The 26,920-nt window shown below is 70.8% G+C and carries 25 protein-coding genes; 18 read left to right on the plus strand and 7 right to left on the minus strand.

Translation table 11 applies throughout. The features are described from left to right. Positions 1–48: 48 nt before the first annotated feature. The 3 genes from ACIBEF_RS11515 (at position 49) to ACIBEF_RS11525 (ending at position 2,586) form a co-directional block, all read left to right on the plus strand. Complete coding sequence (locus ACIBEF_RS11515; protein WP_396793258.1) at positions 49–1,848, plus strand: RyR domain-containing protein; 1,800 nt, start codon at positions 49–51, stop codon at positions 1,846–1,848. Then, positions 1,838–2,350: a hypothetical protein gene (locus ACIBEF_RS11520; protein WP_396793260.1), complete on the plus strand. Its 513-nt coding sequence runs from the start codon at positions 1,838–1,840 to the stop codon at positions 2,348–2,350. The genes ACIBEF_RS11515 and ACIBEF_RS11520 overlap by 11 nt, the downstream gene beginning before the upstream one ends. A gap of 62 nt (positions 2,351–2,412) precedes the next feature. Further along, positions 2,413–2,586 carry a hypothetical protein gene (locus ACIBEF_RS11525; RefSeq protein WP_167457586.1) on the plus strand — a complete coding sequence of 58 codons (174 nt, stop codon included), beginning with the start codon at positions 2,413–2,415 and terminating at the stop codon, positions 2,584–2,586. 56 nt (positions 2,587–2,642) lie between these two features. Here the strand turns inward: ACIBEF_RS11525 and ACIBEF_RS11530 are convergent, their stop codons facing one another. Continuing rightward, the gene (locus tag ACIBEF_RS11530; protein WP_396793262.1) at positions 2,643–5,729 is read right to left on the minus strand and encodes a hypothetical protein; all 3,087 of its coding nucleotides are present in this window, start codon (positions 5,727–5,729) and stop codon (positions 2,643–2,645) included. A 342-nt stretch (positions 5,730–6,071) separates the two neighbouring features. Between ACIBEF_RS11530 and ACIBEF_RS11535 the strand changes: the two genes are divergently transcribed. Together ACIBEF_RS11535 and ACIBEF_RS11540 are read left to right on the plus strand one after the other, a co-directional pair. Further along, positions 6,072–6,527: a hypothetical protein gene (locus ACIBEF_RS11535; protein WP_396793264.1), complete on the plus strand. Its 456-nt coding sequence runs from the start codon at positions 6,072–6,074 to the stop codon at positions 6,525–6,527. Beyond that, positions 6,512–7,111 (plus strand): trypsin-like serine peptidase, encoded by a 600-nt coding sequence (locus ACIBEF_RS11540; protein WP_396793265.1) that lies wholly within the window; start codon positions 6,512–6,514, stop codon positions 7,109–7,111. The genes ACIBEF_RS11535 and ACIBEF_RS11540 overlap by 16 nt, the downstream gene beginning before the upstream one ends. Positions 7,112–7,241: 130 nt before the next feature. Here ACIBEF_RS11540 and ACIBEF_RS11545 read toward each other — a convergent pair whose 3' ends face one another. Both ACIBEF_RS11545 and ACIBEF_RS11550 read right to left on the minus strand, forming a co-directional pair. Then, positions 7,242–8,285 (minus strand): NAD(P)-dependent alcohol dehydrogenase, encoded by a 1,044-nt coding sequence (locus ACIBEF_RS11545; protein WP_396793402.1) that lies wholly within the window; start codon positions 8,283–8,285, stop codon positions 7,242–7,244. A gap of 151 nt (positions 8,286–8,436) precedes the next feature. Continuing rightward, positions 8,437–8,640: a cold-shock protein gene (locus ACIBEF_RS11550; protein ID WP_013283833.1), complete on the minus strand. Its 204-nt coding sequence runs from the start codon at positions 8,638–8,640 to the stop codon at positions 8,437–8,439. A 533-nt stretch (positions 8,641–9,173) separates the two neighbouring features. Between ACIBEF_RS11550 and ACIBEF_RS11555 the strand changes: the two genes are divergently transcribed. From ACIBEF_RS11555 to ACIBEF_RS11570, 4 genes are all read left to right on the plus strand, one after another. Further along, on the plus strand, positions 9,174–9,719 hold the full coding sequence (locus ACIBEF_RS11555; protein WP_396793267.1) for a hypothetical protein: 546 nt from the start codon (positions 9,174–9,176) through the stop codon (positions 9,717–9,719). 121 nt (positions 9,720–9,840) lie between these two features. Further along, complete coding sequence (locus ACIBEF_RS11560; RefSeq protein ID WP_396793269.1) at positions 9,841–10,359, plus strand: SigE family RNA polymerase sigma factor; 519 nt, start codon at positions 9,841–9,843, stop codon at positions 10,357–10,359. Continuing rightward, positions 10,359–10,856: a hypothetical protein gene (locus ACIBEF_RS11565; protein ID WP_396793270.1), complete on the plus strand. Its 498-nt coding sequence runs from the start codon at positions 10,359–10,361 to the stop codon at positions 10,854–10,856. The genes ACIBEF_RS11560 and ACIBEF_RS11565 overlap by 1 nt, the downstream gene beginning before the upstream one ends. 104 nt (positions 10,857–10,960) lie before the next feature. After that, the gene (locus tag ACIBEF_RS11570) at positions 10,961–12,196 is read left to right on the plus strand and encodes a PP2C family protein-serine/threonine phosphatase (protein WP_396793272.1); all 1,236 of its coding nucleotides are present in this window, start codon (positions 10,961–10,963) and stop codon (positions 12,194–12,196) included. 1 nt (position 12,197) lies between these two features. Here the strand turns inward: ACIBEF_RS11570 and ACIBEF_RS11575 are convergent, their stop codons facing one another. After that, the gene (locus ACIBEF_RS11575; RefSeq protein ID WP_396793275.1) at positions 12,198–12,563 is read right to left on the minus strand and encodes an STAS domain-containing protein; all 366 of its coding nucleotides are present in this window, start codon (positions 12,561–12,563) and stop codon (positions 12,198–12,200) included. A gap of 17 nt (positions 12,564–12,580) precedes the next feature. Here ACIBEF_RS11575 and ACIBEF_RS11580 point away from each other — a divergent pair, with 17 nt between their 5' ends. Next, on the plus strand, positions 12,581–13,174 hold the full coding sequence (locus ACIBEF_RS11580; RefSeq protein ID WP_396793277.1) for an ATP-binding protein: 594 nt from the start codon (positions 12,581–12,583) through the stop codon (positions 13,172–13,174). A gap of 81 nt (positions 13,175–13,255) precedes the next feature. Here the strand turns inward: ACIBEF_RS11580 and ACIBEF_RS11585 are convergent, their stop codons facing one another. Next, complete coding sequence (locus tag ACIBEF_RS11585; protein WP_396793278.1) at positions 13,256–14,746, minus strand: protein kinase; 1,491 nt, start codon at positions 14,744–14,746, stop codon at positions 13,256–13,258. A gap of 220 nt (positions 14,747–14,966) precedes the next feature. On the opposite strand from ACIBEF_RS11585, the gene ACIBEF_RS11590 reads away from it, so the two are divergent. Beyond that, positions 14,967–15,464: an LURP-one-related/scramblase family protein gene (locus ACIBEF_RS11590; protein WP_396793280.1), complete on the plus strand. Its 498-nt coding sequence runs from the start codon at positions 14,967–14,969 to the stop codon at positions 15,462–15,464. Between the two features lie 140 nt (positions 15,465–15,604). On the opposite strand, the gene ACIBEF_RS11595 is transcribed toward ACIBEF_RS11590, so the two are convergent. Continuing rightward, complete coding sequence (locus ACIBEF_RS11595) at positions 15,605–17,875, minus strand: glycoside hydrolase family 44 protein (RefSeq protein ID WP_396793282.1); 2,271 nt, start codon at positions 17,873–17,875, stop codon at positions 15,605–15,607. A 182-nt stretch (positions 17,876–18,057) separates the two neighbouring features. On the opposite strand from ACIBEF_RS11595, the gene ACIBEF_RS11600 reads away from it, so the two are divergent. The 6 genes from ACIBEF_RS11600 to ACIBEF_RS11625 all read left to right on the plus strand — a co-directional run bounded on the left by ACIBEF_RS11600 (position 18,058) and on the right by ACIBEF_RS11625 (position 22,902). After that, on the plus strand, positions 18,058–19,011 hold the full coding sequence (locus ACIBEF_RS11600) for a cytochrome P450 (protein WP_396793284.1): 954 nt from the start codon (positions 18,058–18,060) through the stop codon (positions 19,009–19,011). Beyond that, complete coding sequence (locus ACIBEF_RS11605) at positions 19,008–19,235, plus strand: ferredoxin (protein WP_396793286.1); 228 nt, start codon at positions 19,008–19,010, stop codon at positions 19,233–19,235. Before ACIBEF_RS11600 ends, ACIBEF_RS11605 begins: the two co-directional genes overlap by 4 nt. 130 nt (positions 19,236–19,365) lie before the next feature. Then, entirely contained in the window at positions 19,366–20,205 is an 840-nt protein-coding gene (locus ACIBEF_RS11610; RefSeq protein ID WP_396793288.1) for an AraC family transcriptional regulator, read from the plus strand. Positions 20,206–20,272: 67 nt separating this feature from the next. Further along, positions 20,273–20,854 (plus strand): dihydrofolate reductase family protein, encoded by a 582-nt coding sequence (locus ACIBEF_RS11615; RefSeq protein WP_396793290.1) that lies wholly within the window; start codon positions 20,273–20,275, stop codon positions 20,852–20,854. A 315-nt stretch (positions 20,855–21,169) separates the two neighbouring features. Beyond that, positions 21,170–22,405, plus strand: coding sequence for an FAD-dependent oxidoreductase (locus ACIBEF_RS11620; protein WP_396793291.1), 1,236 nt, complete (start codon positions 21,170–21,172; stop codon positions 22,403–22,405). Positions 22,406–22,413: 8 nt separating this feature from the next. Next, on the plus strand, positions 22,414–22,902 hold the full coding sequence (locus tag ACIBEF_RS11625) for a MarR family winged helix-turn-helix transcriptional regulator (RefSeq protein WP_396793292.1): 489 nt from the start codon (positions 22,414–22,416) through the stop codon (positions 22,900–22,902). 25 nt (positions 22,903–22,927) lie between these two features. Here the strand turns inward: ACIBEF_RS11625 and ACIBEF_RS11630 are convergent, their stop codons facing one another. After that, positions 22,928–25,783: an AfsR/SARP family transcriptional regulator gene (locus tag ACIBEF_RS11630; protein ID WP_396793294.1), complete on the minus strand. Its 2,856-nt coding sequence runs from the start codon at positions 25,781–25,783 to the stop codon at positions 22,928–22,930. Positions 25,784–25,970: 187 nt separating this feature from the next. Here ACIBEF_RS11630 and ACIBEF_RS11635 point away from each other — a divergent pair, with 187 nt between their 5' ends. Then, entirely contained in the window at positions 25,971–26,825 is an 855-nt protein-coding gene (locus tag ACIBEF_RS11635; protein WP_396793295.1) for a hypothetical protein, read from the plus strand. Positions 26,826–26,920: the final 95 nt, after the last annotated feature.

The following is a 26,920-nucleotide window of genomic DNA, read 5'->3' on the forward strand; positions in this document are numbered from 1 at the left end:
TGCGCGTCGAGCGACGATCCGATCGACCTCGTCAAATACCATGAGCTCATGACGGATCCGGTCGCCGGCTCGTCCCGCCCGACCGGCTGGAGTCTGCGAGTCCTCTTCGGAGTGATCGGGCTGGCCGCTCTCGTCCTCGGCTATGTCGGCTTCGAGCGCCTGCTCCAGGCCCGACCAGACGTCGCCCACGATCCGTACGATGTGCTGTACTACGACCTTCAGCTCTTCGTCTTCGGCGCCGAACCATTCCAGGACGCCGGCCCCTACCCGTGGCAGTTGCAGGTCGCCCGGTTCGCCGCCCCGCTGTTCACGCTCCTCGCCGTCGCCGAGGCCAGCCGGCTGCTGCTGGCCGCCGAGAGTCGTCGCCTGCGCGCCCGTCGGGCACGTGGTCACGTCCTGGTCTGCGGGGACTCCCAGTTCGCCCGCATGCTCGCCGACCGGCTCTTCGCCGACGGCGAACGTGTGGTGGTGGTGCGCTCCGAACCGTTCGGGCCGCTGGAGTACCGGTGGCGCCGGTACCTTGGCGTGGTCGGCGACCCGACCAGCCCCGAGGTGTTGCGCGGCGCCGGCCTGCCCCGAGCCCACACCATCTACGCCTGCAGCGAGGACGACGACCGCAACCACGCGATCGCCAACACCGCCAACCGGCTCATCCAGGACCGACGGCAACCGCCGCGGGTCTACATCCTGGTGCACGACTCGGAGATGTGTCTGTCCCTGCAGGCCCGACGACTCGGTGCCGCTGGGTCCAGCCGGCTGCGGCTGGACTACTTCCACGTCGACGACGTCGCCGCACGCGCGCTGAACCGGCACCACCCGCTGCCCAGCGGGGCAGACCGACCAACCAGGATCCTCATCGCGGGCACCGGCGCCTTCCGCCGGGCTCTCCTGGTGGAGACCGCCCGGCACTGGCGCGCATCCCGAGCCGATACCCCCCGGGGCCAGGGCGTGCCACCCCTGCGGGTGGACGTCGTGGCACCGGATGCCGGGACCGAGATCGCTCTTGCGTCGTCGCGGTACCCGTTCCTGGCCACCGTGTGCCAGTTGACCGCGTACGACCTTGATCTCGACGGTGTCGTCGGTCTCGGCCGCGACCGCTACGACCGCATCTACGTCTGCGCACCTGACGAGATCAGCGGCCTGCGGTTCGTGCTGGACACGCCCGCCCTGTGGCAGGGCGCCGAGAGCGCCGTGTTCGTGCCGGTCTACCGGCAGGCGGCGCTCGCCGCGGCCTTCCACGGCGACTCCCGTCACGACCTGCTCGACGAGGTGCACGGCAAGCTCCGCCTCTACCCGGTGCTCACCCACGCCTGCGACGCCCGGCTGATCGCCGAGGACCTCACCGAGCGGCTGGCCCGGCTGATCCACGAGCGGTACGTCCAGGCTCAGCAACGCGCCGGGGTACGACTCGGCGATGCCCCGGCGATGGTGAGCTGGTCACGACTACCCGAGTCGTTGCGGCGGGCCAACCGGGCCCACGTGCAGGACATCGCCGCCAAACTGCTGGACCTCGGTTGCGTCGTGGCCCCCCGCCACGGTGGCACCGGTGACGCCTCGGCCGCCGGGCAGGCCATCGACGACAGGATCGAGGAACTCGCCCGCCTGGAGCACGACCGGTGGTGCCGGGAACGGCGCGGGGACGGCTGGACGTACGGTGACCCGCGTGATGACGTCCAGCGGCGGCATCCCGCCCTGCGGCCGTGGGAGGAGTTGCCGTCCGACGTGCAGGAGCAGAATCGTGAGGGGATCAGGGCCCTGCCTGATGTGCTGTCCGACAACGGGTTCGAGCTGATCCGGCTGGCACCTCCGGTGCCCGCGCAGCGGGGAGGCCCGAGGGATGCCGCCTGATTTCGGCCCGGTCCGCGTCGGCGTGACCGGGCACATCAACCTGACCCGCGACACCGAGCTGCTCGTCGCCGACGCGCTCCGCGTCGAGTTGGGCCGGATCAGCGACCGGCCCGTGCACGGCGTGACCTGCCTGGCGGCCGGTGCGGACCAGGTCTTCGCGCGTACGGTCCTCGATCTGGGCGGCACCTACGAGGTGATCCTGCCGGCCCGCGACTACCGGGCCGCGGTGATCAGGCCGGAGAACCGGCTCGCCTTCGACGAGCTGCTCGACCGGGCGGCGGCGGTCGTCTACACCGGTCACGTCCGCTCGGACACCGCCGCCTACGTGGTTGCCAACCGTGAGCTGGTTCGACGGGTGCAGCGGCTCGTGGCGGTGTGGGACGGCAAACCTGGCCGCCACCCCGCGTCGACGGATCGGACCATCGACTGGGCGCGGCACCACGGCGTCCCGACCACCATCCTCTGGCCCGCCGGTGCCCGCCGAACCCCCATCGAGGACTGACGGGCCGGTCCTGCCGCCGGGCCCGACGAGCGGTAGCGCCGAAAACGACGGATACTCTCGTGATGACTGGACCCGATCTCGACCCGGAACAGTATCCGCCCATCGACCCGCGCGAACCGGTGCCCGACGACGCGGGGGTCCTTCTGCCCGGCGCGCCGGACGAACTGCCAGAAGCCCCGGCCGAACCGATGCCGGACGACGGTGGGAACGCCGGTGGCGTGCGCGAGCCGGCATAGACCAGTCCGTGAACGCTGGTGGTCGGCCGCCACGGTTGCCTCGCCTGCGTGGGTGGTCAGGCGGACTGCCGGTGGCGGCCGAGTGTCAGGAGTAGGCCGGCGGTGGCCAGGGGGATTCCGGCGGCGGCGGTGTATGCGGGGAGTTGGGCGGGGATCCCGAGGTGGACGGTGATGCCGAGGATGCGGGACAGGCCCCAGGGCAGCAACGCGAGCTGGTCGTTCCACACCGTCAGCGCGCGTTCCAGGCCCACTACCCAGACCAGGGCGGACAGCACGCCGAGGGGCACGCCCGCAGCGGTCAGGGTCAGCCCGACGGCGCTTCGGCGGCGCAGGTCGTACCGGTCGCGCAGGACCACGGCGACGGCTACGAACAGCCAGCAGAACGCCGCGAACGCGACGGTGACGTACGCCGCGCGCAGGCCCGGTGCGGTCCAGAACGCGAACCAGTAACCGCCCGGTCCGCGTCCGGCGAGCGCCGCCAGCAGCAGCACGCTGCGCAGCAGCGCGACGCCGCCGACCACGGCCCACAGGTGGAACGGATCCCGCCGGCCGACGACGAGGCGTACGACGAGGGCGAACAGCGCCCACCCGCCGAGGGTGACCAGCAGGTGCGCCGGAGCGGCGAACCAGGTCAACACGAGCCGGCTCGCCACCAGCACCAGGGCCGGGACCAGCCACACCAGCACCCGGTCCGCCCGCGTCACGGGTGTCGGCAGCGCGGCCACCCGCCACGGCCGGAGCGCGCCGAGCAGCAACCCGCGCGCGGCGGCCCCGCCGAACCCGCGCCCGTACAGGCCGAGCAGCACCAACAGCAGGATCGACCCGAGTATCGCTCGGGCCGCCCAGGCCATCGCCGGGTCCCGGTCGGCACGCCGCGCCCCGAGGTCGGCGGCGGTGAAGTTGTACGCCGGCAGGTCCAGGTCGGCGCCGTAGCGCTGCCGGTGCGTGTCGCGCGCGTCGTGGTACGCCGCTGCGGCCAGCCGCCAGTCGTGGCGGGCGGCCGGGGCACCCGTGTCCAGCCACTGCGCGTGCCGCAGCACCATGGTCCGGTATGCGCTCAGCGTCTCGAACAGGTTGACCTGGTAGTCGAGAGTCGCGGTGAAGCGGCCGCGCAGTTCGGCGTCGCGCCAGGTCGCCGGTTCGGTAGCGGCGACCAGGTCTCGCATGCGCCGGGCCAGCGCGACGGCCTGCGTGCCCTCCTCGATCGCCTCGTCGACGCGACCGCCGGTCACCGCGTAGATGCTGTCCAGCGCGGCGGAGTCGCCGGTCGGGATGTCCCACTCGAAGATCCACATCATGGGCGGCGGTTCCAGCCCGAGCGCCCGCACCGACCGGTCGGCGTACGGGCCGATGTAGAGGCCTCTGGTGACCGCCTGCCGGGACAGAGCCATGGCCTGCCCGATCGCGGCGACGGTGTCCGGGTCGCCGGAGAACGTGCGGTACGCCCAGTCCGCCGTGACCTGCGCCGGGTCGGCGTACGGATCCCAGGCGAGTCGGCCGACGGCGTACGTGTTGAGGTCGTAGAGCTGCCAGAACCCCGCGCGCAGGTACAGCGACATGGGTCCGGCGCGCAACGGCCCGCCGTCCTGGGTCCAGTTCCAGACACCCTCGACGTTCGGGTTGGCCGCGAGGAATGCGCGCAGCGCCTGGCTGTGCAGCGGGCCTAGATCGTTGGGTAGCGACCCGAACGCCTCGAACTCGCGCCGGGCCTGGAACTCCACGATGCGGCGGTGCCCGCCGCCCAGCAGTGTGGTGTTCAGGGGTAGGTGGCTGTAGAAGTCGCCCAGGGTGTACTTGGTGGACACGACGAGATGCGGATCGTCGAGCCCGCCGAGCACCTGCGCGTACGACGCCGGGTTGGTGTGCAGGTCGCCGACGGCACCGACGCCCACCGTCCAGGTGCGGAAGATGATCTCTTTGCCGGCTGGACCCGCGGTGTCCAGCAGCGCCCGCAGCATCGCGCGTACGGACGCTTCCGTGGTGACCGCGAGCCGTGACGAGTAGTCCCAGCCGGTCCCGGCGTACACCTCGCCGCCCTCGCCGACGCGGACCATCAGGCCGTCGACGAACGGCATGCTCTCGAACAGCTCGGCCAGGCCGGCCTGGTAGACCGACCACAGCCGAGGGTCGGCCACGTCGAGGCCGCCGACTGTCCGCGTCAGGTATGCCTCCAGTGGGGGCGACACCGCGAGCATGTCGGTCAGCAGAAAGACCCGCATCCCCATGTCCTCGGCGTACCGGAAGACGGGGCCGAAGGCCGCGACCATCGCCCGCGCGCGGTCGACGTGTGGGTCGCCGGTCGGATAGACGGCGCGCCCGTCGCCGACCTTCGCGAAGGTGACGTACTCCAGGAAGCCGGGTACGACGATGCCGTTGAACCCCTGCGCCACCGAGTGATCGACGAACTGGCGGAACTGCGTGTCGATGCGGGTCACGGCGCCGGCGTCCACCCACGGCGCGCCAGGCAGCACCGCCGAAGCGACCACGTCGGTGTTCAGGCCGTAGTCGTCGCCGGCGGCGAAGACGGTCGGGTCGGGCTCGCGTCCGACCGAACCCGCGTCGGTCAGCCGCAGGCCGAGCCGGGGGATGACCACCCGACCCGCGTCCGACGCGGGAAGCGCTTCGCCACCGGAGCGGATCCGGTCGGCCAGCCGGTACATCCCGGCTGCCACGCCCGCGACGTCGCCGCCCTGGACGGCCAGTTCGGCGCCGTGCACGTCGAGCCGGTACGCCTCGGGTGTCCCGCCGAGGGTGGCCAGCACGCCCGCCCGCAGCGTCCTCACCGCCGACAGGTCCAGCGCCGGGCCGGTGCCCGTCGCGGCCGTCGCGGACCTGGCCGGGCTCGACGTGGCCGACACGAGCACGGGTCGGGGCAGGCCGCGGAGAACGACCGCGTCGGCGACGGCGGTTGCGGCCTTGCGGACGCGCGGCTCGTCGGGCACGACGAGGGACGCCAACGGCGGGACCGGTGCGGGCGTCCGCGCCGGCGCGGCGACAGCGTCCTCGCGGGGCACGGCGGCGGGGGAGTGGCTCAGCCCTAGCGTGTCGCCGACTCCCCACGCCGTGGCCGCGCCGAGCGCCAACACGACCGCCGCGGCGACGAGCAGCGGGTACGGCCTGCGGACCTGGGCAACGTGAGCCACGCTCGCATGATAGTGGCCGCACCGGCCTCCGTTCGACCTCGGCCAGCGCGGATGGCAGTTATGACATAGATGGGACTACATGTCTTGGGCGAACTCAGGTATGAAGGCCGAAGGCACGTCTCGGTGCTGATTCCTGAGAAGGAGCGACAGATGACACTTGCCCTGCGCCGCCTGCGAACGGGGGCGGTCGTGCTCGCTGCCTGCACACTTGGGCTGAGCCTCCTGTCGGTACCCGCCGCCGAGGCGTACTCGGTTGCCCCTCTCGCGCCAGGATCCGAGCGGGCACCGGAATCGCACCAGTTCTCGGCAGAGGGTGTGACAACGATCGGTGAACTCCGCACCGTGAACAGCTCTCTGTCCTACGCCCCCAGCGGCGGGACACAGATCATCCAGCACCCCGGTGCCACCTACGTCAAGGTGCACTTCAGCTCACTGCGACTGGCCGACGGCGACTACGTCACCGTGTCGAGCCGCGACGGCAAGGAGAGCTACCGGTACGACCGCCACCTGAACCGGGCGACCGGTTCGGACTACACCACGGACGGACAGCCGGGCTTCTGGGCGATGTCGGTGGAGGGTGACACCGCCGTCGTGACCCTGCACAGCAGCCGCACCGCACGTGGCAGCGCCGCGACCATTGACCGCTTCTGGCGCGGGTACGACCGCACGGAGATCACCGCGCACAACTTCACCACCCAGTCCGTGTGCAGCACCGACGCCCGCCGCGACGTGGTCTGCTACCAGAACAGCCACCCCACCGAGTACGCCCGCGGCGGGCGTCGGTGGCACGGCTGCTGATCAGCGGCGGTGGCCTGTGCACCACCTGGCGGATCGGCAGCACCAACCGGATGCTGACGAACAAGCACTGCTTCTCGACGCAGGCGGCCGTGAGTGGCAGCGAGATGCAGTTCAACTACCAGTGCGCCACCTGCGGCGGCGCGAACCCCGGCGCCGGCACCAAGGTCAGCGGTGCCACCCTGTACCAGGTGAGCAGCGGTGGGTCCAGCCAACTGGACTACGCCCTGTTCTCGGTCAACAACTTCACCGCCATCCAGGGATTCGGCACGCTGTACCTGGCGACGACCGCCACCAGCAACGGCACCCGGATCTACATCCCCGGGCACGGCGACGGCACCGCGAAGCGGCTGTCGATCTACGAGGACACCCAGAACGGGCCGACCTGCGCCGTCCGGAACGCGAACTACAACACCTGGAACATCAGCTACAGCTGTGACACCTCCGGCGGCAACTCGGGTTCACCCGTGCTGAACGCCAGCCACCGCGTGCTCGCCCTGCACCACCTGGGCGGTTGCCCGTCCAACCAGGGTGCCAAGGCGCACCTGATCTACAACGAGATCGCCAGCCTGATCGCCAACGGCTGAGAACGTGGGCCGCCGACGCGCGCGTCCTGCGCCTCGGCGGCCCAACGGCTCACCGCCAGCCACCGCGCGCCCCGGCCCGGCCGCGCGCCAGAGCCCGCCGTACGGCGGACCCTGACAATCGCGGAGAAGCTCAGCGCAGGGTGTCGATGTCGATGACGAACCGGTACCGCACGTCCGAGGCGAGCACCCGCTCGTACGCGTCGTTGACCGCCTCGGCGCCGATGACCTCGACCTCGGGAGCGATACCGCGCTCGGCGCAGAAGTCCAGCATCTCCTGCGTCTCGGCGATGCTGCCGATGCTGGAGCCGGCGAACGAACGTCGATTGCCGAACAACGCGAAGACGGGCACCGGAAGCGGCTCCGGCGGGGCACCCACGCTGACAAGCGTGCCGTCCAGACGCAGCAGACCGAGGTAGCTGGCCATGTCGATCGGTGCGCTGACCGTGTTGATGATCAGGTCGAAGCTGTTCTTGAGCACCTCGAACGTCGCCGGATCCTTGGTGGCGTGGTAGTGCTCGGCCCCGAAGCGCAGGCCGTCGTCCTTCTTGCCCAGCGTCTGGGACAGCACTGTCACCTCGGCGCCCATCGCTGCGGCGATCTTGACAGCCATGTGGCCCAGACCGCCCAGGCCCACCACCGCGACCTTCTTGCCGGGACCGGCATTCCAGTGCGCCAGCGGAGAGTACGTGGTGATGCCCGCGCACAGCATCGGCGCAGCCGCCTCGTACGGGATGGTTTCCGGCACCCGCAGCACGAAGTCCTCGTTCACGACCACCTGGGTCGAGTACCCGCCCTGGGTGACGGTGCCGTCCCGGTCGACGCTCGCGTACGTCTGGGTGTTGCCCTTGAGGCAGTACTGCTCGTTTCCGGTGCGGCAGTTCTCGCACTCGCGACACGAGTTGACCATGCAGCCGACACCGGCGCGGTCGCCGACCGCGTGGCGGGTGACGTCGGCGCCGACCTCGGTGATTCGACCGACGATCTCGTGGCCGACGGTGAGCGGGTAGGGAACGCTGCCCCAGTCGCCGCGCACCGTGTGGATGTCAGAGTGGCAGATGCCGGCGTAGCGGATGTCGATGAGAACATCATGCGGGCCGAGGTCCCGCCGTTCGATGGTGGTACGCACGAGCGGTTCGGTGGCGGACGGCGCGGCGATGGCGTTGACGGTGAAGATGATGTCCTCCGGTGACGTGATGCTGACTCCTGGCGGATCGCGCAGACGTGCCTTGCCGTTCCTCGGGCCATGGTGAGACGCCGTGGTCGACGCATGAAACGCCGAACGGCGGCCCGCTGAATCAGTCGGGCCGCCGTTCGCAGAGTGTGGATCAGAGCGGGCGGATGTTCTCCGCCTGCGGGCCCTTCTGGCCCTGGGTGATGTCGAACTCCACCTTCTGGTTCTCGTCGAGGCTGCGGAAGCCGCTCGCCGAGATCGCGGAGAAGTGGGCGAAGACGTCGGCGCCACCGTCGTCCGGGCTGATGAAGCCGAAGCCCTTGTCGGCGTTGAACCACTTCACGGTACCTGTAGTCATCTCTGCTCCTCGCAGGCTGTTGGAGACCGCACTGTGCGGACCCCTACGCCGCCGCGTTGATCACCCGCGTCGAAACGACACGAAAAACGAAAAGCGCCTGGGTGGGTTCAGATGACCCATCAGGCGCTGGAAAACGTCTACGGAAATCAAAACTGCAACTCGGTTACCGTAGCAGATGGCGACCCATGACGGCACCCCCGAGGACGTCAGCTGGCTTCCCGCGCTCGCCACCGAGCACTGACGACGGCGGGCCGGGTGGCGTTGCGCGCGGGGTCGCCGAGAGATTTCGAGATTTTTCTTGGTTGACGGCAACCTGCGGGCGGTGGATCGCATGTACCCGGATGTAAGCGACGATCGCCACGATCCATAGGGGCCCGGAAATGTCTGCACGTCCTCTCCTGCTGCTGCCCATTGCCGCTGTCCTATTTGCACAGACGGCCTGTGGCTCCACGCCGGCATCTGGTCCTGGCCCAACCGCCTCTGCGCCGACGTCGGCCGCTGTCGCCACTGGCACCCCCAGTGCATCGCCCGCCGTGGCTACCACGGCCACCGACTGTCCCTCGGCAGCGACCCTCCAGACGCTGGTCGAGCTGCCGAAGGGCTCGTCTCTCAGGACGGTCACGTGCGTCAAGGACTGGGCGGCGGCCGATCCGCAGGGTCCGACCGCCGGTGACGGCGTCTATCTGTTCCGCTACGCGAGCGGCACGGGCTGGAAGTACTACGACCAGGGCAGCGGATGGGACTGCGAGGATCTCGGCCTCAGCGAGCCGGCGCCGTTCTGCATCTCGGAGCCGGTGACGACGACGGCGAAGCCGGCGAACAGCGCGGCCACGAATGCCACCTGCCCTTCGGCGAAGACCCTGGAGGCCCTTGTCGAGCTCCCGAAGGGCTTGACGTTCGGCGGTGTCGAGTGCGTCAAGGACTGGGCGGGAGCTGATCCGCAGGGCCCGAAGGCCGGTGACGGCGTCTACCTGTTCCACTTCGTGACCGGCGCGGGCTGGAAGTACTACGGCGAGGGCAGCGGATATGACTGCAAGGACCTCGGCCTCACCGAGCCTGCGCCGTTCTGCATCTCCTGACGGGTTGACCGCGTTCACGTGCTGTGGCGCACACCAGCTAAGGTGTGCGCCACAGTCAATCGGCCGCATCGACGACGCCGCTGCCTGAAGGACGTCGGGTACGTGGGGGGACCAGCGCGGCATGGCGCACTCCGTGGACGATCTTTTCTGTGAGTTCGTGCGGACCCGCTCGCCGGCGTTGCTGCGAACGGCGTTCCTGCTGACCGGCGACCGGCACCTCGCCGAGGACCTGGTGCAGGATGCGCTGGCCCGCACGCACAGGGGCCGGCGCCGGCTCAATGATCCCGGGCACTTCGAGGCGTACACCCGCACCGCCATGTACCACCAGCATGTGAGCTGGTGGCGGCGCCGCAAGGTAGCCGAGTCCCTGCCCGGCGAACTGGCCGACGTGGTTCAGCCCGGCAGCGACCATGCTCGCCGCACCGATCTCAAGCTTGCCCTGCACCAGGCTCTCGCCCAACTCACCCAGCGGCAACGCGCCGCGCTGGTGGCGCGGTTCTTCGAGGACCGCACCGAGGCCGAGACCGCGGATCTGCTGCAATGCTCAGTCGGCACGATCAAGAGTCAGACCAGCAAGGCCCTGGCCCGCATGCGGGAGATAGCGCCCGAGCTGCTTTCGGCCGTGATGGAGGAGGCCTGATGACCGACAACCTCGGGCCCCTGCGTCAGGCCATGTCCGATCTGAGCGAGCACGGCGGCACCGCCGACCTGTACGAGCGCACCCTGCGCAAGTCGCGGCAGTCACAACGGCGGACAGCGCTCACCACCGGAGCGGCGGCGGCGACGCTGGTGTTCGCCATCGGCGGCATGGTCGCCTTCGCCACCCGTGACAGGCCCGAGCCTCCGACGCCACCCGGATCCGCCAGCACCAGTGACGGACCCCAGAATCCCACCTGTCCGACGACGCAGACCCTCGGGACCCTGGTCGAGCTGCCGGCGGGCTGGTCTTTCGCTTCAAGGGCGGTGGACTGCGTCGAGACGTGGGCGGCGGCCGACGTGCAGCGTCCGGACGCCGGGGCCGTCATCTACCTGTTCCATTACACGGCCGGCACGGGCTGGCGATTCCACGACCAGGGCACCGGTTGGGACTGCAAGGACCTCGACCTGACCGAGCCGGCGTCGTTCTGCACGTCCTGACCGCCTGCCTGGGAAGTCCCCGGGCTGAGGTGACTGTCCTTGTGCTCGGCGATGGCCGGTAGGTCTCGTAGGCTCTCTCGGTGCAGAGCAGTCGAGGACGGATCATGACGCAGATGTTGGACGCGGCGGAGAACGCCTCGCCGGTCGAGGCGGTCGAGGCGGTCACCCGGGAACTCGGTGCGGCGCTGGGTGCGCGCAGTGTGTCATTCCTGATCGCGGACCTCAGCGGTCGGGCGCTGGTCCGGTTGGCCCACGTGCCGCTCGACGGTGCCGGTGACGGCCGCCGGGACGGTGACGAGGTTGCCACTGTGATGCCGTTCGACAACGGCCCCGCCGAGCAGGCGCTACGCAGCCAGACGGTGGGGGTTTTGGCGCAGCCGGACGGATGGACGGTGTTGGCGCCGGTGACCGACCGTGGTGAGGCTATCGGTCTGCTTGAGATGATCCTGCCTGACGAGCCCGCCCCCGCGACGCTGCAGGAGATCGCCCGCACGGCGCACGTGTTGGCGTTCGTGGTGATCGCCAACCGGCGGTACACTGACCTGTTCGAGTGGGGGCAGCGCACGACCCCGTTCACCCTGTCCGGCGAGATCCAGCGCCGCCTGCTGCCCGCCTCGTTCACCTGTGAGAGTAGTGCGTTCACCCTGTCCGGCTGGCTGGAGCCCGCCGCCAGCGTCGGCGGGGACACCTTCGATTACAGCCTTGCCCGCGACGTGCTGCATTTCAGCGTCACCGACGCGATGGGGCACGGGGTGGCCAGCGCGCTGACTGCCACCCTGGGCGTGGGCAGCCTGCGCAACAGCCGTCGTCGCGGCGCGGTTGGTCTGGTGGCACAGGCTGACGCCGCGGATGCCGAGGTGGCCGAACACGCCGCCGTGCCGGGCAGTTACGTCACCGCGATCCTCGGCCGTCTCGACCTGCGTACCGGGGTGTGCGCGCTGCTCAACGCCGGGCATGTGCCGCCGCTGCTGGTGCGCGACGGGGACGTCCGGACGCTGCCGCTACCGGCCAACTTCCCCCTGGGTATGTTCGCCGGGGCCGGTTACCGCGATGGCGAGGTCACGCTGCTACCCGGCGACCGTCTGGTAGTGCTGACCGATGGCATGCGGGAGCGTAACGCCGCCAAACTGGATCTACCGAACATGCTGCGGTCGATTGCTCATCTGCACCCGCGTGAGGCTGTCCGGGCCCTGGCCGACGCCGCGCTCGAGGTCAGCGGACCGACCCTGGCCGACGATGCCACGCTGTTCGTCCTGGACTGGCACGGCGGGCACAGCGAGGAGCGGCGGAGCAGCGCCGGCGCCGACCAGGCGCGCGCCAGCGCCGCGCTGCCGGACTGATCTACCGGCCGGTCGCGTCATCCGCGGACGGCACGCTCGCCTCAGCGGCCTGCACGCTGTCATACACGTCGATGACCCGATCCACTGATGTGACCGTCAGCACGTTACGCACGGCGGGTTGCGCCGCGGCTACGCACAACCGTCCGTCGGCGACACGCATCGCCTTGAACATCACCACCAGCGCGCCCAGTGCGCTGGAATCCATGAAACCCACCCCGGCCAGATCCACCACCACCTGCGGTTCACCGGCGTCAACCAACCGTTGCAGACTCTCGCGCAACTGCGGAGACGTCGCCATGTCCAGTTCGCCGCGCACCTCGAGCACGGTGCAACCCCGGCCCGGCCGGGCCGACAACAGCAAGTCCACGACACACTCCCACGCCGATGATCCCCGCATACTCTATTCTGCCGGCGGGCGAAGCGCCGTCGGCCGGCGTACGCCGCGCGGACGTCTTGACCGTTTCGGCTCAGCAAACCCCGGGTAAGGCTGACAACAACCGATGCGTCCCGCTTCAGCCCGGCGTGGTTGCGTACGGGCCGAGGAGGAACTTCGCGATGCGCGTGACCATGACGTTGTCACTGCCGCGGCAGCCGACCTCGGTGACCCGAGCCCGCCACACGCTCGTCACCCTCCTGAGCCTCACCGAGGCCACCGAGGAGTCTCGCGGCCACCTCGCCGTGCTGATCACCGAGGCATGCGCCAACGCGGTGATGCACGCCGATCTCGACAGCACCGTCGACATCACCATCGATATCGATGATCACATGTGCCTGCTCGAGGTCGGCAACCGCGGCAGTAGTCCCAACGGCGCTGGGCGGCTCGACGTCGACCTGCCCGACCCGCTCACCGTCGGCGGCCGTGGGCTGCCCTTGATCGCCGCACTCGCCGACGCGGCGGCCTTCGTCGCCGGGCCACCGGATCACGTGCTGCTCCGCATCACCAAATACCTCGCCGACCCGCAGCCTCAGTCGACCTGATGACCGGACATACCCGCCCGGCTCCGGCGTACGTCACCAGTCGGTCGGTGCAATATCACCACCACAGAGCGTGTCGTCAGCTCACTGACGGCTCTCCTTTATCTTCGGCAACAGCGTGCCGTGGTCGCACCGCGCCCTGATCTCGCTCCTGTTGCCCGCTGACAGCAGCACCACCTGGATCTCCTTGACCGGCCCGGGGTGGTAGTCCTTGAGGCGGTAGCCGGGGGCAGGAGCGACGTCCACAACGCGAGCCTGATCGCCGGTGCAGAGCACGGTCACCACACCACCGAGTGCCCGCAGGGCTGTACCCGGCTTCGGGGGGGTCGGCGCCGGCGCGGCACTGGACGGGACCGTCGACGGGTCGGCACTGGGTGACGTCGTAGGGCCAGGGCCGGCCGACGAACCGGCGCCGGCGCTCGCTTCAACAGGCCCAGCCGGAGCGGCCACCGTGCGGCTTGGTCGAGAGGCTGGTGCGGGCTCCGCGGATGTCTGCCGGGCAGCAGGTGTCTCGGTGGCAGACACCTCGAGGGCAGCGTCGGGCGGGGCGGCACCCTCACGTGTGGCGATGCCGCCCGATCCGCCGTCAACAGGTACGAACTGAGGGAGCAGGAGCGAAACGGTCGCTGCCGTCGCCACGAGAACGGGGATCAACACGGCCCTTGGGATGCGGCGACGCCGATCGGGAGAGGGGCCGGCGGTAGCCGGGGCCGAGACGGATGCCGACTGTGCCGCCTGTTTCAACCGGCGCTCGGCGTCATCGGCGAAACCGTGCAGGGCCGCGGCCACCTCCGCGGCATCCGGTCGATCCGCCGGCTCCCTGGCGAGGCAACGGTCGAGGAGGCGGTGAACCTCCGGTGACACTCCCTCGACGTCCGGCAGCGGCGCCGGATCGACGTACACGTGAGCCGTCAACATCTGCGTGGGAGTCTCCGCCGACCAGGGCAGCTCATTGGTCAGCGTTCGGTACAGCAGCAGCCCGAGCGCGTAGACATCGGAAGCGGGCAGGACAGTGCCACCGGCGAGCCGTTCCGGCGCGAGGTAGGCCGCGGTGCCCAACAGTTGTCCGTCCGCCTCCAGCTCCGGCCGACCCACTGTGGTGGCGATACCGAAATCGACCACCTTCACACCGGCCGGTGTCAGCATCACGTTGGACGGCTTGATGTCCCGGTGCACCAGCTGACGTTCGTGTGCGGCGGCGAGCGCCTCGGCGACCTGCGCGCACGTCCGCATCGCGACGGCCGGCGGCAGTGGACCGGCGGCAAGGCGCTCGGACAGGGTCTCGCCGGGCAGCAGTTCCATCACCACGTACGAGACCTGGCGGCCGGCGGCATCGGTGTGCTCGCCATAGTCGTACACACTGGTCACGTGCGGGTGCCAGAGCCCCGCTGCGGCCCTGGCCTCTGCCTGGACGCGTTGCCGCGCGCCACGGGCGGCGGCCTGCGCGCCGGCCAGGACCTTGACTGCCACCCCACGTTCGAGGACACGGTCCCACGCCCGCCAGACGACCGACATTCCGCCAGCGCCGAGACGGCTCTCGACCTGATACCTGTCGTCCAACAGATCACCGACCATCACTGGGACAGCTTGCCAGAGTGGACCCCCGGTGGCAGGGCGACCTGATCCGACGCTGGTCAGAGGCTGTCACGGGTGCACGCTTCCGTCCCACCTGGCCGTACCGGCTACCCGAACAACCGGGCGTGCTCGGTGGCCAAGAGGGGCTGACCTGGCACCTCGGCGGTGCCCCCAGTCGGCTCGGCCGGCACTTCGGTGTGCGGTGGGGGACAATCGACTCATGTTTGTCATCAAGGAGCGGTTCTTCTCGATCGGCGACGACTTCGACGTGCTCGACGAGCACGGCACCAAGGTCTTCCACGTCGACGGCAAGGTGCTCAGCGTCCGCGACAAGGTCGTCATCGAGGACGCCTCCGGCCATGAGGTCGCCACGCTGCACCGGCACCTGGTGGCGCTGCGTCCCACGTACGAGATCCGCATCGGCGGCGAGAAGGCCGCCGAGGTCCGCAAGAAGCTGCTCACGCCGTTCCGCGACAAGTTCACCATCGATGTGCCGGGGCCCGATGACCTGGTGATGAAGGGTGACCTGCTCGACCACGAGTACGTGATCGAACGCGACGGCACCGAGGTGGCCTCGGTCTCCAAGCGGTGGCTGACGATCCGGGACACCTACGCCGTGCAGGTCACCGCCGGCGTGGACCCGCTGCTCATCATCGGTAGCGTCCTCGCGCTCGACCTGGCCATGAACCGTGACAAGAAGAAGGCCGACGAGGCCTGAGCCTCTGGGCGGCAACCGCGGTGCGCGGGGTCGGGCCACGGGTCTGACCCGGACGGCCGTTCGAGAACGGAGGGGTCGGGGTGCTCCTGCACCCCGACCCCTCCGGCCTGCTCCGTCGGTCCGGATGGGGATTTCTCAGTTCACCCGCAGCGTTGACCGTTGAGGTTGAAGGCGGTCGGCGCCGGATTGGTGCCGCTCCAGGTGCCGTTGAAGCCGATGCTGGTGGACGCGCCCGGGGCGAGTCTGCCGTTCCAACTCATGCTGTCCGCGGTGACGCTCGTTCCGCTCTGTTTCCAGGTGGCCGACCAGCCCTGGCTGACCTTCTGGCCGGTAGTGGGGAAGTCGAAGGCGAGTTTCCAGCCGTCGACGGCGGTGGTGCCGGTGTTCTTGACCGTCAGTGTCGCGGTGAAGCCGCCCGGCCAACTGTTCGCCGTCCAGGCGACCGTGCAGCCGCCGGTCGGGGGAGTGGGCGCGGTCCGCACGGTCAGGCCGGGCGAGGCCGCCGAGACGTTGCCCGCCGCGTCGCGGGCGGTCACCACGAAGGTGTACGGGGTGTCCGGCGTCAACCCGGTCACGGTGTACGCGGTGCCGGTGGCGCTGCCCACCTTCACGGTGCCGGCGGTGTCGACGCGGTGCACGTCGTAGCCGGTGACGGCGGTGTTGTCGGTGGACGGCGTCCAGGTCAGCGCGACGCTGTCGCCGGTGATCGTGCCGGCGGTCGGCTTGCCCGGGACGGTCGGGGCCTGGGTGTCGCCGGGCGTGGTGCCGCGCGGCAGCACCAGGTGGGTGATGGAGTTGGCCGGGAAGGTGGTCGTGAGGCCGCCGGCGGTCACCGGAAGGTCTGCACCCCGGACGACGCCGGTGAGATCCGCCCCGCTGTAGCGGTAGGCCTGAGCGGTGCTGGCGGAGGCCCCGGTGAGGGTGACCGGGCTGGTCAGGTCGTCGCCGGTCTTGTTGACGACGACCACCGTGAGGGCCTTGTCGGCGCTGCGCTCGGCGGCGTACACCGCCAACTTGCCCTGGTCGGCGCTGCTCGCCTGGACGGAGGTCTCGCCGAACGCGCCGCCCTTGCCGTCGTAGTTGCGGTAGACGCGGAACGCGTTTGCCACCGGTTGGTCGGCCGTGGGCGCGGTCCAGAGGGTGGCGAGGTCGAGCCCTTCGCGGCCGAAGATGCCGAGTACGTCAGCCTGGGCGAGGGCGCCGTTGAGCGACCCGAAGCCACCCCAGTTGTACTCGGTCATCGCGACCTTCGTGCCCGGGTAGTGCTGGTCGACCAACTCGCGCAGGCGCGGGATGAACCGGACCGGGCTGTTGATCCAGCTTTCGTCCACGTAGGTCGGGTCCCAGAGTTGGCGGGTCGAGCGCAGCCGCAGCGCCTGGGTGTTGGCGTCGCCGGCCGCGTCGCCGAGCACGCCGGACTGCTGCGGGTAGAGGTGGACGTCGAAGTAGTCGAGGATGCGGGTGCCGTGCTGCTGCTCGTACTCGCGCATCCGGTCCAGGTACCACGGGCCGAGGTCCTGGCCGCCGTGCGCGGCCTTGTCCGGTGGGTTCGACCAGCATCCGGTGCGCGAGCAGGTGTCCTGGTCGAGGCCCGAGAAGATGATCGAGTTGAGGCCCCAACCGACCGGACCGAGCGTCTTCGCGCCGGGGTCGGCAGCCTTGATCGCGGCGGCGTACGCGTAGGTGCGGTCGCGTAGCTCGTCGTATCCCATGCCGGTCGGGCGGACGTCGCGGTGGGTGGACTGCCACAGGTCCGGCTCGTTGTCCAGGTTGTAGAACTGGACCCCGCCGTCGGTGGCGGCGCCGAACTGCCCCTTGAGGTGGTTGACGAAGTCGGTGACGTACTCCGGGCCGACGGCGACGCTGGTGTCCGTCGGATCGTTGCCGGTGACCAGCGACCCGTCCGGCTTCTTGCCGTTGCCGCAGTCCGGTGCCCAGGTGTCGGTGGACTCCTGCGGGCCGTACTTGGCGACGCTGAAGCCACACGCCCGCGACCGGTCCTTGGCGATCCAGCCGAGCATTGGCACCGTCATGACCGTGGCGGCGCCGGTGGCCTTGTTCTGCTGCACGAACCGGTCGCTCTCCGAGCCCTTCGGGAGGTCGCCCGGACTCGGGTTGTCGTTGGGGATGTTCTCGAAGTACCAGTCCGACGCGCGGTTGGTGGTGTCGGCACGGAAGTTGTAGCGGGTGGTGGCGTTGCCGCCATAGCGGTGCACCGGCAGCCGCAGGTCGCTGGCGAGGGCCTGGTCGGCGAAGTTCATGCCGTAGATGTACGGGCTGATCTGGTGCCGGGCGGCAGTGGTGTCGACGGCCAGCGCCGGGCCGGCCGCGGCCAGGGCGGGCTCTGGCAGGGCCAGACCGCCGAGGGCCGTGGCGAGCACGACCGGAAGTAGAGCGGTGGTGGGACGCACGAGCATTCCTTTCCATAGGAGCTCGCCGATGGGAGCGCTTCCACAGCGTTACGTCTTCCTGGCTTCGAGTCAACGCCCAACTCGGGGGCGGTTGGCGAGCGGCAGGTCGGCGTCACACATACTGACGTCCATCTATGCGATTGACGCTGATGCGGTCGCGCCGGAATGGCTCGGATCGCCGCATGCTGACCATGGACCCGCCCGATCACACCCGGCTGCGCCGGCTGGTGGCGAAGGCGTTCACGGCACGTCGGGTGGAGGCGCTGCGACCCCGAACCCAGCAGATCGCCGACGCGCTGGTCGACAACATGGTCCAGCTCGGTCCTCCGGCCGACCTGGTGGAGCACGTCGCCACGCCGCTGCCGATCCAGGTGATCTGCGAGCTGCTCGGGGTCCCGTACGCCGACCGCGACCGCTTCCACATCTGGTCCGAGGCGATCGTCTCGACCACCTCCCTGCCCGAGGAGACGGTCCAGGAGTACCTGAACAACCTCTGGGGCTACATCGGTGGTCTGGTCGCCGAGCGCCGCCGCGAGCCCGGGATCGACGACCTGCTCGGCGCGTTGGTGCGGGCCCGCGACGAGCATCAGGATCGGCTCAGCGAGACCGAGCTGGTGGAGCTGGCCGCTGGGCTGCTCGCGGCCGGCCACGAGACCACAGTCACCCAGATCCCCAACTTCGTGTACGTCCTGCTGCACAATCCGGACCAGCTCGCTCGGCTGCGGTCCGACCCGTCGCTGGTGCCGGCCGCGGTCGAGGAACTGCTGCGGTACGTGCCGCTCGGCGTCGGCTCCTCATTCGCCCGGTACGCCAAGGAGGACGTCGAGGTCGGCGGGGTGCTGGTCCGGGCAGGTGAGCCGGTTCTCGGCTCACTGTCGTCGGCGAATCGGGACGGTACCGTCTTCGCCGACCCGAACCGGCTGGATGTCGCGCGCGAGCAGAACCCGCACCTGGGCTTCGGGCACGGCGTGCATCACTGCGTCGGCGCGCAACTGGCCCGCATGGAGTTGCAGGTCGCCGTCGCCACCCTCGTGACCCGCCTGCCCGGGTTGCGACTCGCCGTACCGGAAGCCGATCTGCGGTGGAAGCGGGGGATGTTGGTGCGGGGCCTGCTCGGCATGCCGGTGGCCTGGTGAGCACCGCCTGGCGAATCGGGGTGGACTCGGGCCGCTGCATCGGCACGAGCATCTGCGCCGGCACCGCGCCCGAGCACTTCCGCCTGGTCGACGGCCGGTCCACGCCGCTGACCGACGTCGTCGCCCCGGACGACGTCATCCTCGACGCCGCCGACTCGTGCCCGGTGGAGGCGATCACGGTCCACGACGTCGCCGACGACCGGCTGATCGCGCCGCAGGAGTGACCTGACATCGAACCGGGCCGTCTGCGGCCACGAGATGGGCGGGTGCGGGTGCTTCTTGAAATCAGCGGCGGTGCGGTCGCTCTGCGTGGTGGACAGCTCAGTGTCCCGTGGCGGCGGCGATACTGTCGGCGTGGAGTACGTGTCCAGAGTGCCGCGACCGCCGCTGGACGGGCTGATCGACGACCTCTACTACCTGGAGGGTGCGCCGCCGTACGCCCGGCTGACGCTGCCGGCAAGTCCGGCGGCGTTGCTCATCGTCAACCTCGGAGCACCGTTCCGCATCCGCGCCGGCGCTGACGTCCAGACGGCCGAGTACGCCGACGGCTGCGTGGTCACCACGCCCACCCGTGCCTTCGAGTTCGGCTACCCGAGCCGGACCCGGTCCGTCGGCGTGCACTTCAAGCCGTGGGGGCTGGCACCGTTCCTGCCGATGCCCGCGGTGGAGCTGTGCGACCGGCCGGCGACGGTGGAGCAGGTGTGGGGCCGGCCCGCCATCGCTGAGTTGCGAGATCGCCTGGCCACGGCCGAGGGACCCCATGAGATGCTGACGCTGCTTGAGGACGAGCTGATGCGACGGCTGGGCGACGCGGCCGGCCTGGGGCTGGTCCGCCATGCGAGCCGCATCATCGCCGCGACCAGTGGGGCGGTGGCGATCGACGATCTGCGGGCTTCCGCCGGTGTCAGCAGCACTCACCTCGCACAGCGGTTCAAGGAGCTCGTCGGCGTCACACCGAAACGGTTTGCCCGCACCTACCGCTTCGCCGCCACCGTTCTCTCGATCAACCCGGCCGAACCGATCGACTGGGCCGACCTCGCCGATGCCGCCGGCTACTTCGACCAGGCCCACTTCGGCCACGAGTTCCGGGCCTTCACCGGGCTCACACCCACCCGGTACGTCGAGGTCCGGCGGCGGTTCCTGCGCGAACATCCTGGTCACGTGCTGGACGGCTGGCCGTTACCGAGCGATTGATTCCGTACAAGAGCGACAGCCCACGGGACTCTAACCTGAGGGCATCCCCAAGCAGAGGAGCGCGCCGATGGGCGACGTGGTCATGTACGGCTCGGTGTCGGTGGACGGCTTCATCGCGGACGATAACGACCAGCCCGGACCACTGTTCGACTGGTTGACCAGCGGTGACGTCCCGTTGGACGAGAGCGGCGCGTCGAAGGTGTCCCAGACGTCCTACGACTACGTCCGGCCGTACTGGGACCGGATCGGGGTGACGATCGCCGGCCGCCACGTCTTCGACATGACCGACGGCTGGGACGGGGAGCCGCCGAGCGGGATCGACCACGTGGTCGTCGTGACGCACCGGCCGAAGCCCGAGGGCTGGGATCCCGGGGCGCCGTTCCACTTCGTCGACGGCGTCACGGCGGCCGTGGCAAAGGCGCAGGAGCTCGCGGGTGACCGCATCGTCGAGGTCGCCGCTGGTGACGTCGGCGGTCAGGTGCTTGCCGCGGGCCTGGTCGACGAGGTGCGCATGGACGTTGTACCCGTGGTGTTCGGGTCCGGGAAGCGCTATTTCGGGTCGGTCCACGCGCAGCACCTGTTGGGGGATCCTGACGTGGTGATTCAGGGCAACCGGGTGCTTCACCTGCGTTATCGGGTGCGCCGTTGAGGATCTCTCCCATCGCCGGCTCCCTGGTCGGAACTGACTCGTGAAGAAGTCCCGCGATGCCCGGCGCGACGAGGACGAAGACACCGAACGGCACCACTCTGACGCTCCTGAGCAGGTGCACGCCGGGGTCAGCTAGCGGGCCCGGTTTCCGTTGAGGCTCTGGAGGACTGTCGTCTGGGCCCGTCCGGTCAGGCTGGGCTCTCGGTCAGCGGGTCGTGGACCCGGCCGAGGAACAGCGGCACGCCGGTGAGCCGGTCGTCCAGCCGTCTCGGCCGGCGGCCTTGCCCAAATCATCTTAGTCATTAAGATAATTCCGTGACCACATCGACGGACTTCTCGGTGGCTATCGCCGGCGCCGGCCTTTCCGGCCTCTGTCTCGCCCAGTACCTGATGCGCGCCGGCATCGACGTGCACGTCTACGAACGGGACCCGGGCCCCTTCGTCCGGCGGCAGGGCTATCGGATCATCCTCGACCGGTACGGCCTGGAAGCGCTGCGCGAGAGCCTGCCGCGCTCGCTGTACAACCTGGCGCTGACCACCGGCGACGAGCCCGGCGGGCACCTACGCTTCACCGACAGTCGGCTGCGGGACGCGTTCACCATCACCTTCAAGGACGAGCCGCACGCGACCCGCCAGGTCGACCGGCTGACCCTGCAGTCCGGGCTGAACGGGCGCATCCACTACGGCAAGGACGCCATCGCGGTGGACAGCGGCGACCCGACACGGCCGCGGCTGCTGTTCTCCGACGGCGGCGCCGCCGCGGCAAGCGTCGTCGTGGGTGCGGACGGTGTCGGCTCGGCGCTGCGCGCGCAGATCATGCCGGACGCGAACCCGGCGAACAGCCCGATGGCGGGCATCTACGGCCGGTCGCCCCTGTGGCGCAACGGTGAGAGCATCATCCCGGAAGCGCTGCACAGCAGCGGGGTCCTGGCCATCGCCGACCGGCCGGGCCGCGCCTTCTTCTTCACCTCCATGCGGTTCGGCGAGAGCCCGTCGGAGGCGTTCGCGCGCCTGGCCCCGGGCAGCTATGCGCCCACCGGCGGCGACTACGTCATGTGGGGACTGTTGCTCCGGCAGGAGGAGGTGCCCATGGGCATCCGGGGCGACCTGCTGACGCTGTGGAGACTGGCCTCCGGGATGAGCATGGACTTCCACCCGGTCATCCGGCGGCTGGTCGGTACGGCCGAGCTGGACGCCACAGTGCTCAACCTCTTCGCCGCCGGCCAGCGCCCGCGTCGGTGGGCGGTGCCCCGGGCAACGATGATGGGCGACGCCGTGCACGTCATGCCGCCGTTCGGCGCGCACGGCGGCAACACAGCGCTGCGTGACGCCGCCCTGCTCGGCCACAAGCTGGTCGAGGCGCGGGCCGGCGGCGCGCCGGTGGAGGAGGCGATCGCCAGCTACCAGGACGAGATGGTGCGCTACGCCTTCCGGGCCGTCGACACCGCGACCAGGCTGATGCGCCGCCTCACCGGGGGAGCCGCGGCACCCCACTGGGTGCTGACCCGCGTGCTACCTCGGCTGCACCGGGTCACCGTAGCGGAGGGATGATTGCCGGCATGTCCCACGAGCCGGCCCGCGCGTCCGCGATCACCGACCTCATGCGCGCCGGGCGGGAGATGTCGCGGCTGTCCATGGTGTTCCGGTACGCCGTCGCGGAGCGGCTGGGCCTCACAGTGAGCGACCTGGAGTGCCTGGACCACCTGGCGGACGTCGGATCCGCCACCGCGGGGCAGGTCGCCGAGCGGACCAACCTCACCACCGGGGCGGTGACCAGCATGCTCCGCCGGCTCCAGCAGGCAGGCTACGTGACCGCAGAGCGCGATCCGGCGGACCGGCGGCGGTTGATCGTCACCCTGCGGCCGGAGCGGGCCGCCGAGTTGGAGCGGCCGTACGAGCGGTTCGCCGAGCGGGCGGAGCGACTCATCGAGGGCTACAGCGTCGAGGAGGTCGCGCTGCTGGTCCGGCACTACGACCGCATGCAGGCGATGTACCTCGCCGAGTTGGACCGTCTCCGCGACGGCGACACCGCGCAGCGGTCAGCCTGAGGCGGCGTGGCGCGTACCACGCCACCTACGGTTCCCCGCCGCCCGCTGACGCCGCAGGGACGGCCGCGGCGGCCAGCTTGACCCTGGGGCGGTCGGCGTCCGGATGGCGCAGCTCGTCGAAGATCGTCAGCGCCTCTCGCCACGCCCGACGCGCGGCGTCGAGGTCACCCGCGGCCCGCAGGCTGTCGCCCAGGTTGTCCAGCACCTCCGCCTCGTCGTAGCGGTCGCCGAGCTCCCGGTGCAACTCCAGCGCCCGCCGGTAGCAGTCCGCAGCCCGGTCGTGCTCGCCGAGGCCGTGGTGGACGTAGCCGAGGCTGTCCCAGGTCAGCGCCGCGCCGTGCCGGTCGCCGGTCTTCTCGTGCAGCCGCAGGGCCGCCTGGCAGCAGTGCAGCGCCGGCCCTGGCTCGCCGAGCCGGGCGTGCATCCAGCCCAGATTGTTGAGCGCCTTGGCCTGCCCGACCCGGTAGTCGGCGGCCCGGTACAGGTCGAGGGCCAGCCGGGTCTCGTCGAGAGCCGCGCGCAGCCGGCCCTGCCGTGCGAGCACCCAGCTGACCCCGAGGTGCGTGTGGGCCCGTCCGGTGTCGTCGCCCAACTCGCGGTACAGCTCCAGGTCGCGCCGGTAGTGCCGGTGCGCCGCCTCGTGATCGCCCGACCAGGTGCAGGCGATGGCGAGACCCCGGTGCGCCAGGGCCTGACCGGCCAGGTCACCCCGGCGCAGCGCCGCCGCCAGGGCGGTCCGTTGCGCGGTCGCCAGCTCGGGCCAGTGCCCGCTGCGATCGAGGTACGTGGTGAGGGCCGCCGCCAACGTCCAGGCGTGCCGGTCCAGGCCGGCGCCCGCCGCCTGCTCCACGCACGCCAGCAGGACGTGGTGCTCGGCGGCGAACCACGCGGTCGCCCACCCGTGCTCCGGGCGGTCGTCCACCGTCACACCCGGCTCGGGTGGAGGCAGCGCCGCCGGCCGCGCCAACCGGTACGGGTCGAGCAGGTGGTCCGCCGCGCGCGAGGCGTGCAGGTAGTGGTCGAACAGGCGGCGTCGGGCGACCTTGCGCTCGGCCTCGGGGTCGGTGCCGTGACACAGCTCCGAGGCGTACGCGCGAAGCAGGTCGTGCATCGCGTACCGGCCGGGGGTGCGCTCGGTGAGCAGGTTCGCCCGGGTGAGGTCGGCCAGCAGCGGTTCGACCCGAGCCGGCGGCAGGCCAGCGAGGCTGGCCACCGCCGCCCGTCCGGCGTCGGGGCCGGGATGCAGCCCGAGCAGCCGGAACAACCGGGCCGGGTCGGCGTCCAACGCCCGGTACGACCAGGAGAAGACCGCCCGTACGTCGGTCGTGGGGTCGCCGGTGGCCAGTGCGGTGAGCCGAACCGGGTCGGTGTCCCGCAGTTCGGTCGCGAACGCGCCCAGCGGTACGTCGGGCTGCCCGACGGCGCGGGCCGCGACGACGGCCAGGGCCAACGGCAGGCCGGCGCAGCAGCGCACGATCTCGTCCAGCGCCGCCGCCTCGCGCCCGACCCGCCGGCGACCGAGCCGACCGGCCAGCAGCTCCCGGGCCTCGGCCGGCCGAAGCACGTCCAGCGTCACCGGGTGTGCCCCGGCGTTCACCACCAGGCCGGTGAGCCGATTGCGGCTGGTCACCACGACCAGGCTTCCGGGGGATCCGGGCAGCAGGGGCCGCACCTGCTCTTCGTCGCGGGCGTTGTCGAGCAGCACCAGAACCCGGCGGTCGGCGAGCAGGGTCCGGAACAGGGCGGCTTGCCGGGGCAGGTCGGTGGGCATCCGCTGGGGCGGCACGTGCAGCGCCTCCAGGAAGCCGCGCAGCGCCTCGCCCGGCGACACGGCCCGGCCGTCGAGGTCGAACCCGCGCAGGTTGACGTAGAGCTGCCCATCCGGGTACCGGTGTGCGACCCGGTAGGCCCAGTGCACCGCGAGGGTGGTCTTGCCGACCCCGGCGGTGCCGGCGATGGCGGAGATGACCACCGCCCGGCCCGGATCGCCGTCGCCGCCGTTCCGGGCGGCTCCCGCCCGTTCGGCGGGCAGCAGCGCGTCCAGTTGCCGCAGCGCCGTCGCTCGGCCGGTGAACCAGGCGGGGGCGCCGGGAAGCTGCGCCGGAGACGGGCCGGGGGGCTCCGCAGGTGTGGGCTCGGCCGGCGTCCGCCCCCGCAGCACCCGCAGGTGGGCCTCGCTCAACTCGGGGCCGGGCTCCACGCCCAACTCGTCGACGAGGTGGCGGCGGGTCTCGGTGTAGAGCCGCAGCGCGGCGGCCCGCTGGCCGCAGCCGGCCAGGGCGAGCAGATACCCGGCCACCAGCGACTCCCGCAACGGATGCTCGGCCACCAGGGGGCGTAGGGCACGCGCGGTCGCGGCGAACCGGCCGAGGCCGAGTTCCACGGCGGCGAGCCGTTCGTATGCGAGCAGGCGTTGCTCGTCGAGGCCGGTGGCGGCAGCGTCGACGAAGGCTCCGGTCGCTCCGGCCAGCGCCGGTCCCCGCCACAACGCCAGGCCGTCGCGCAGCAGTCGCGCCGCCTCTGCCCGCCGGCCGGCCGCCTCCTCCGCGCAGGCCCGCTCGACCGCCACGGTGAACTCGGCGAGGTCCAGCTCGGCCATGGGTACGGTGAGCCGGTAGCCGCTGCCCTGGGTCGTCAGCAGGTCGGCCGCTCCCACCTCGCGCAGGGCCGACCGGATCCGGGAGACGCAGACCTGAACCTGGGTCCGGGCGCTGGCGGGTGGTTCTTCGGCCCACAGCGCCGACACGATCTGCCCGAGGGGTACCAGCCGGTCGGCGTTGAGGAGCAGCAGCGCGAGCACCGCGCGTTGCTGGGGGCGGTCGATGGGAAGGACCCGCCCTCCGGCGGTCACCTGGACGGGGCCGAGGAGGGACCACCGCATGGCTTTCCTGTTCAGTCGTGTTCGGACGTCCACAGTCTAGGGACGGCACGACCCTGCACGGCCGACGCCAAGCGGTCGGATAGCGGACGACAAGTGGCCCCGCTCAGGCTCTCCTCAGTCGCCGGAACCGTGGTCCGGCGGGAGGCAGGCCGGCACGACGTCGGCCGAGGCGGACAGGGAGAGCGACATGCGAGTAACCAAGGGACGGGGCATGCTGGCGGCCGTTGTGTCGACGGCTGCCGTGGCGGCCGGCTTGGGCTGGGCGGCACCGGCCTCGGCGGAACCCGCGGGGTTGGAGACAGTCACCCAGTCGGCTGCGGAGAGCAGCCTGGACAAGTCGGCGTTCGCGTCCTGCCCGACCGGCAAGGTGGTCACCGGGGGCGGCGGCTTCCTCCTCGCCGGTTCGTCGGCCGCCGGACGGGTCGGGCTGGACCGGTTGGAGCCGCTGGCGAACGGCAGCGGGTTCTTCGCGACGATGCGGGAGGTGGGGCCGGTCAACTTCGTCGGCGACTGGGGGCTGCAGGCCCTCGCCCAGTGCGCCGCCGCGCCGGCCGGGTATCAGGTGGTGCCCACGACCGGGGCGATCGGAACGCAGTACGTCACGGCGAGTTGCGGGACGAAGAAGGTCATCGGCATGGGTGGGCGGATCAACAGCGGCCTGGGCGACGTGGTGCTCGACCAGGTGGTGCCGTCGTTCGACCTGACGTCGGTGACCGTCCGGGCGGTCCCGGTGCAGGGCACCTCGCCGTCCGGCTGGAGTGCCACCTCGATCGCGGTCTGCGCCACTGCGCCCGCCGGGTTGGAGCGGGTCGTGTCGACGGGGACGAGCGCGAGCGACCCGTCCGACAGCGGCCTCAAGGCGTGCCCGGCAGGCAAGGGCCTCTACAGCGCGGGCGCGGACATCAACGCCGGCAATGGTCAGGTGTTGCTGACCGGCGTCAACATCACCGGGGGGAACACCGCACGGGTGCGGGCGGACGAGGACGCCGACGGCTTCGCCGGCTCGTGGAGCCTCAACGCATACGGCATCTGCGGGAGCTGATCCTGGGCCGGGGCCGCCGCCGCTGGCGGCCCCGGCCGACTCCGCCCCATCAGATCGTTGGCCACAGCGGAAGGCGGCGAAACGTCGGCATTGGC

It is taken from the genome of Micromonospora sp. NPDC050795, assembly GCF_044456785.1.
GTDB lineage: Bacteria > Actinomycetota > Actinomycetes > Mycobacteriales > Micromonosporaceae > Micromonospora.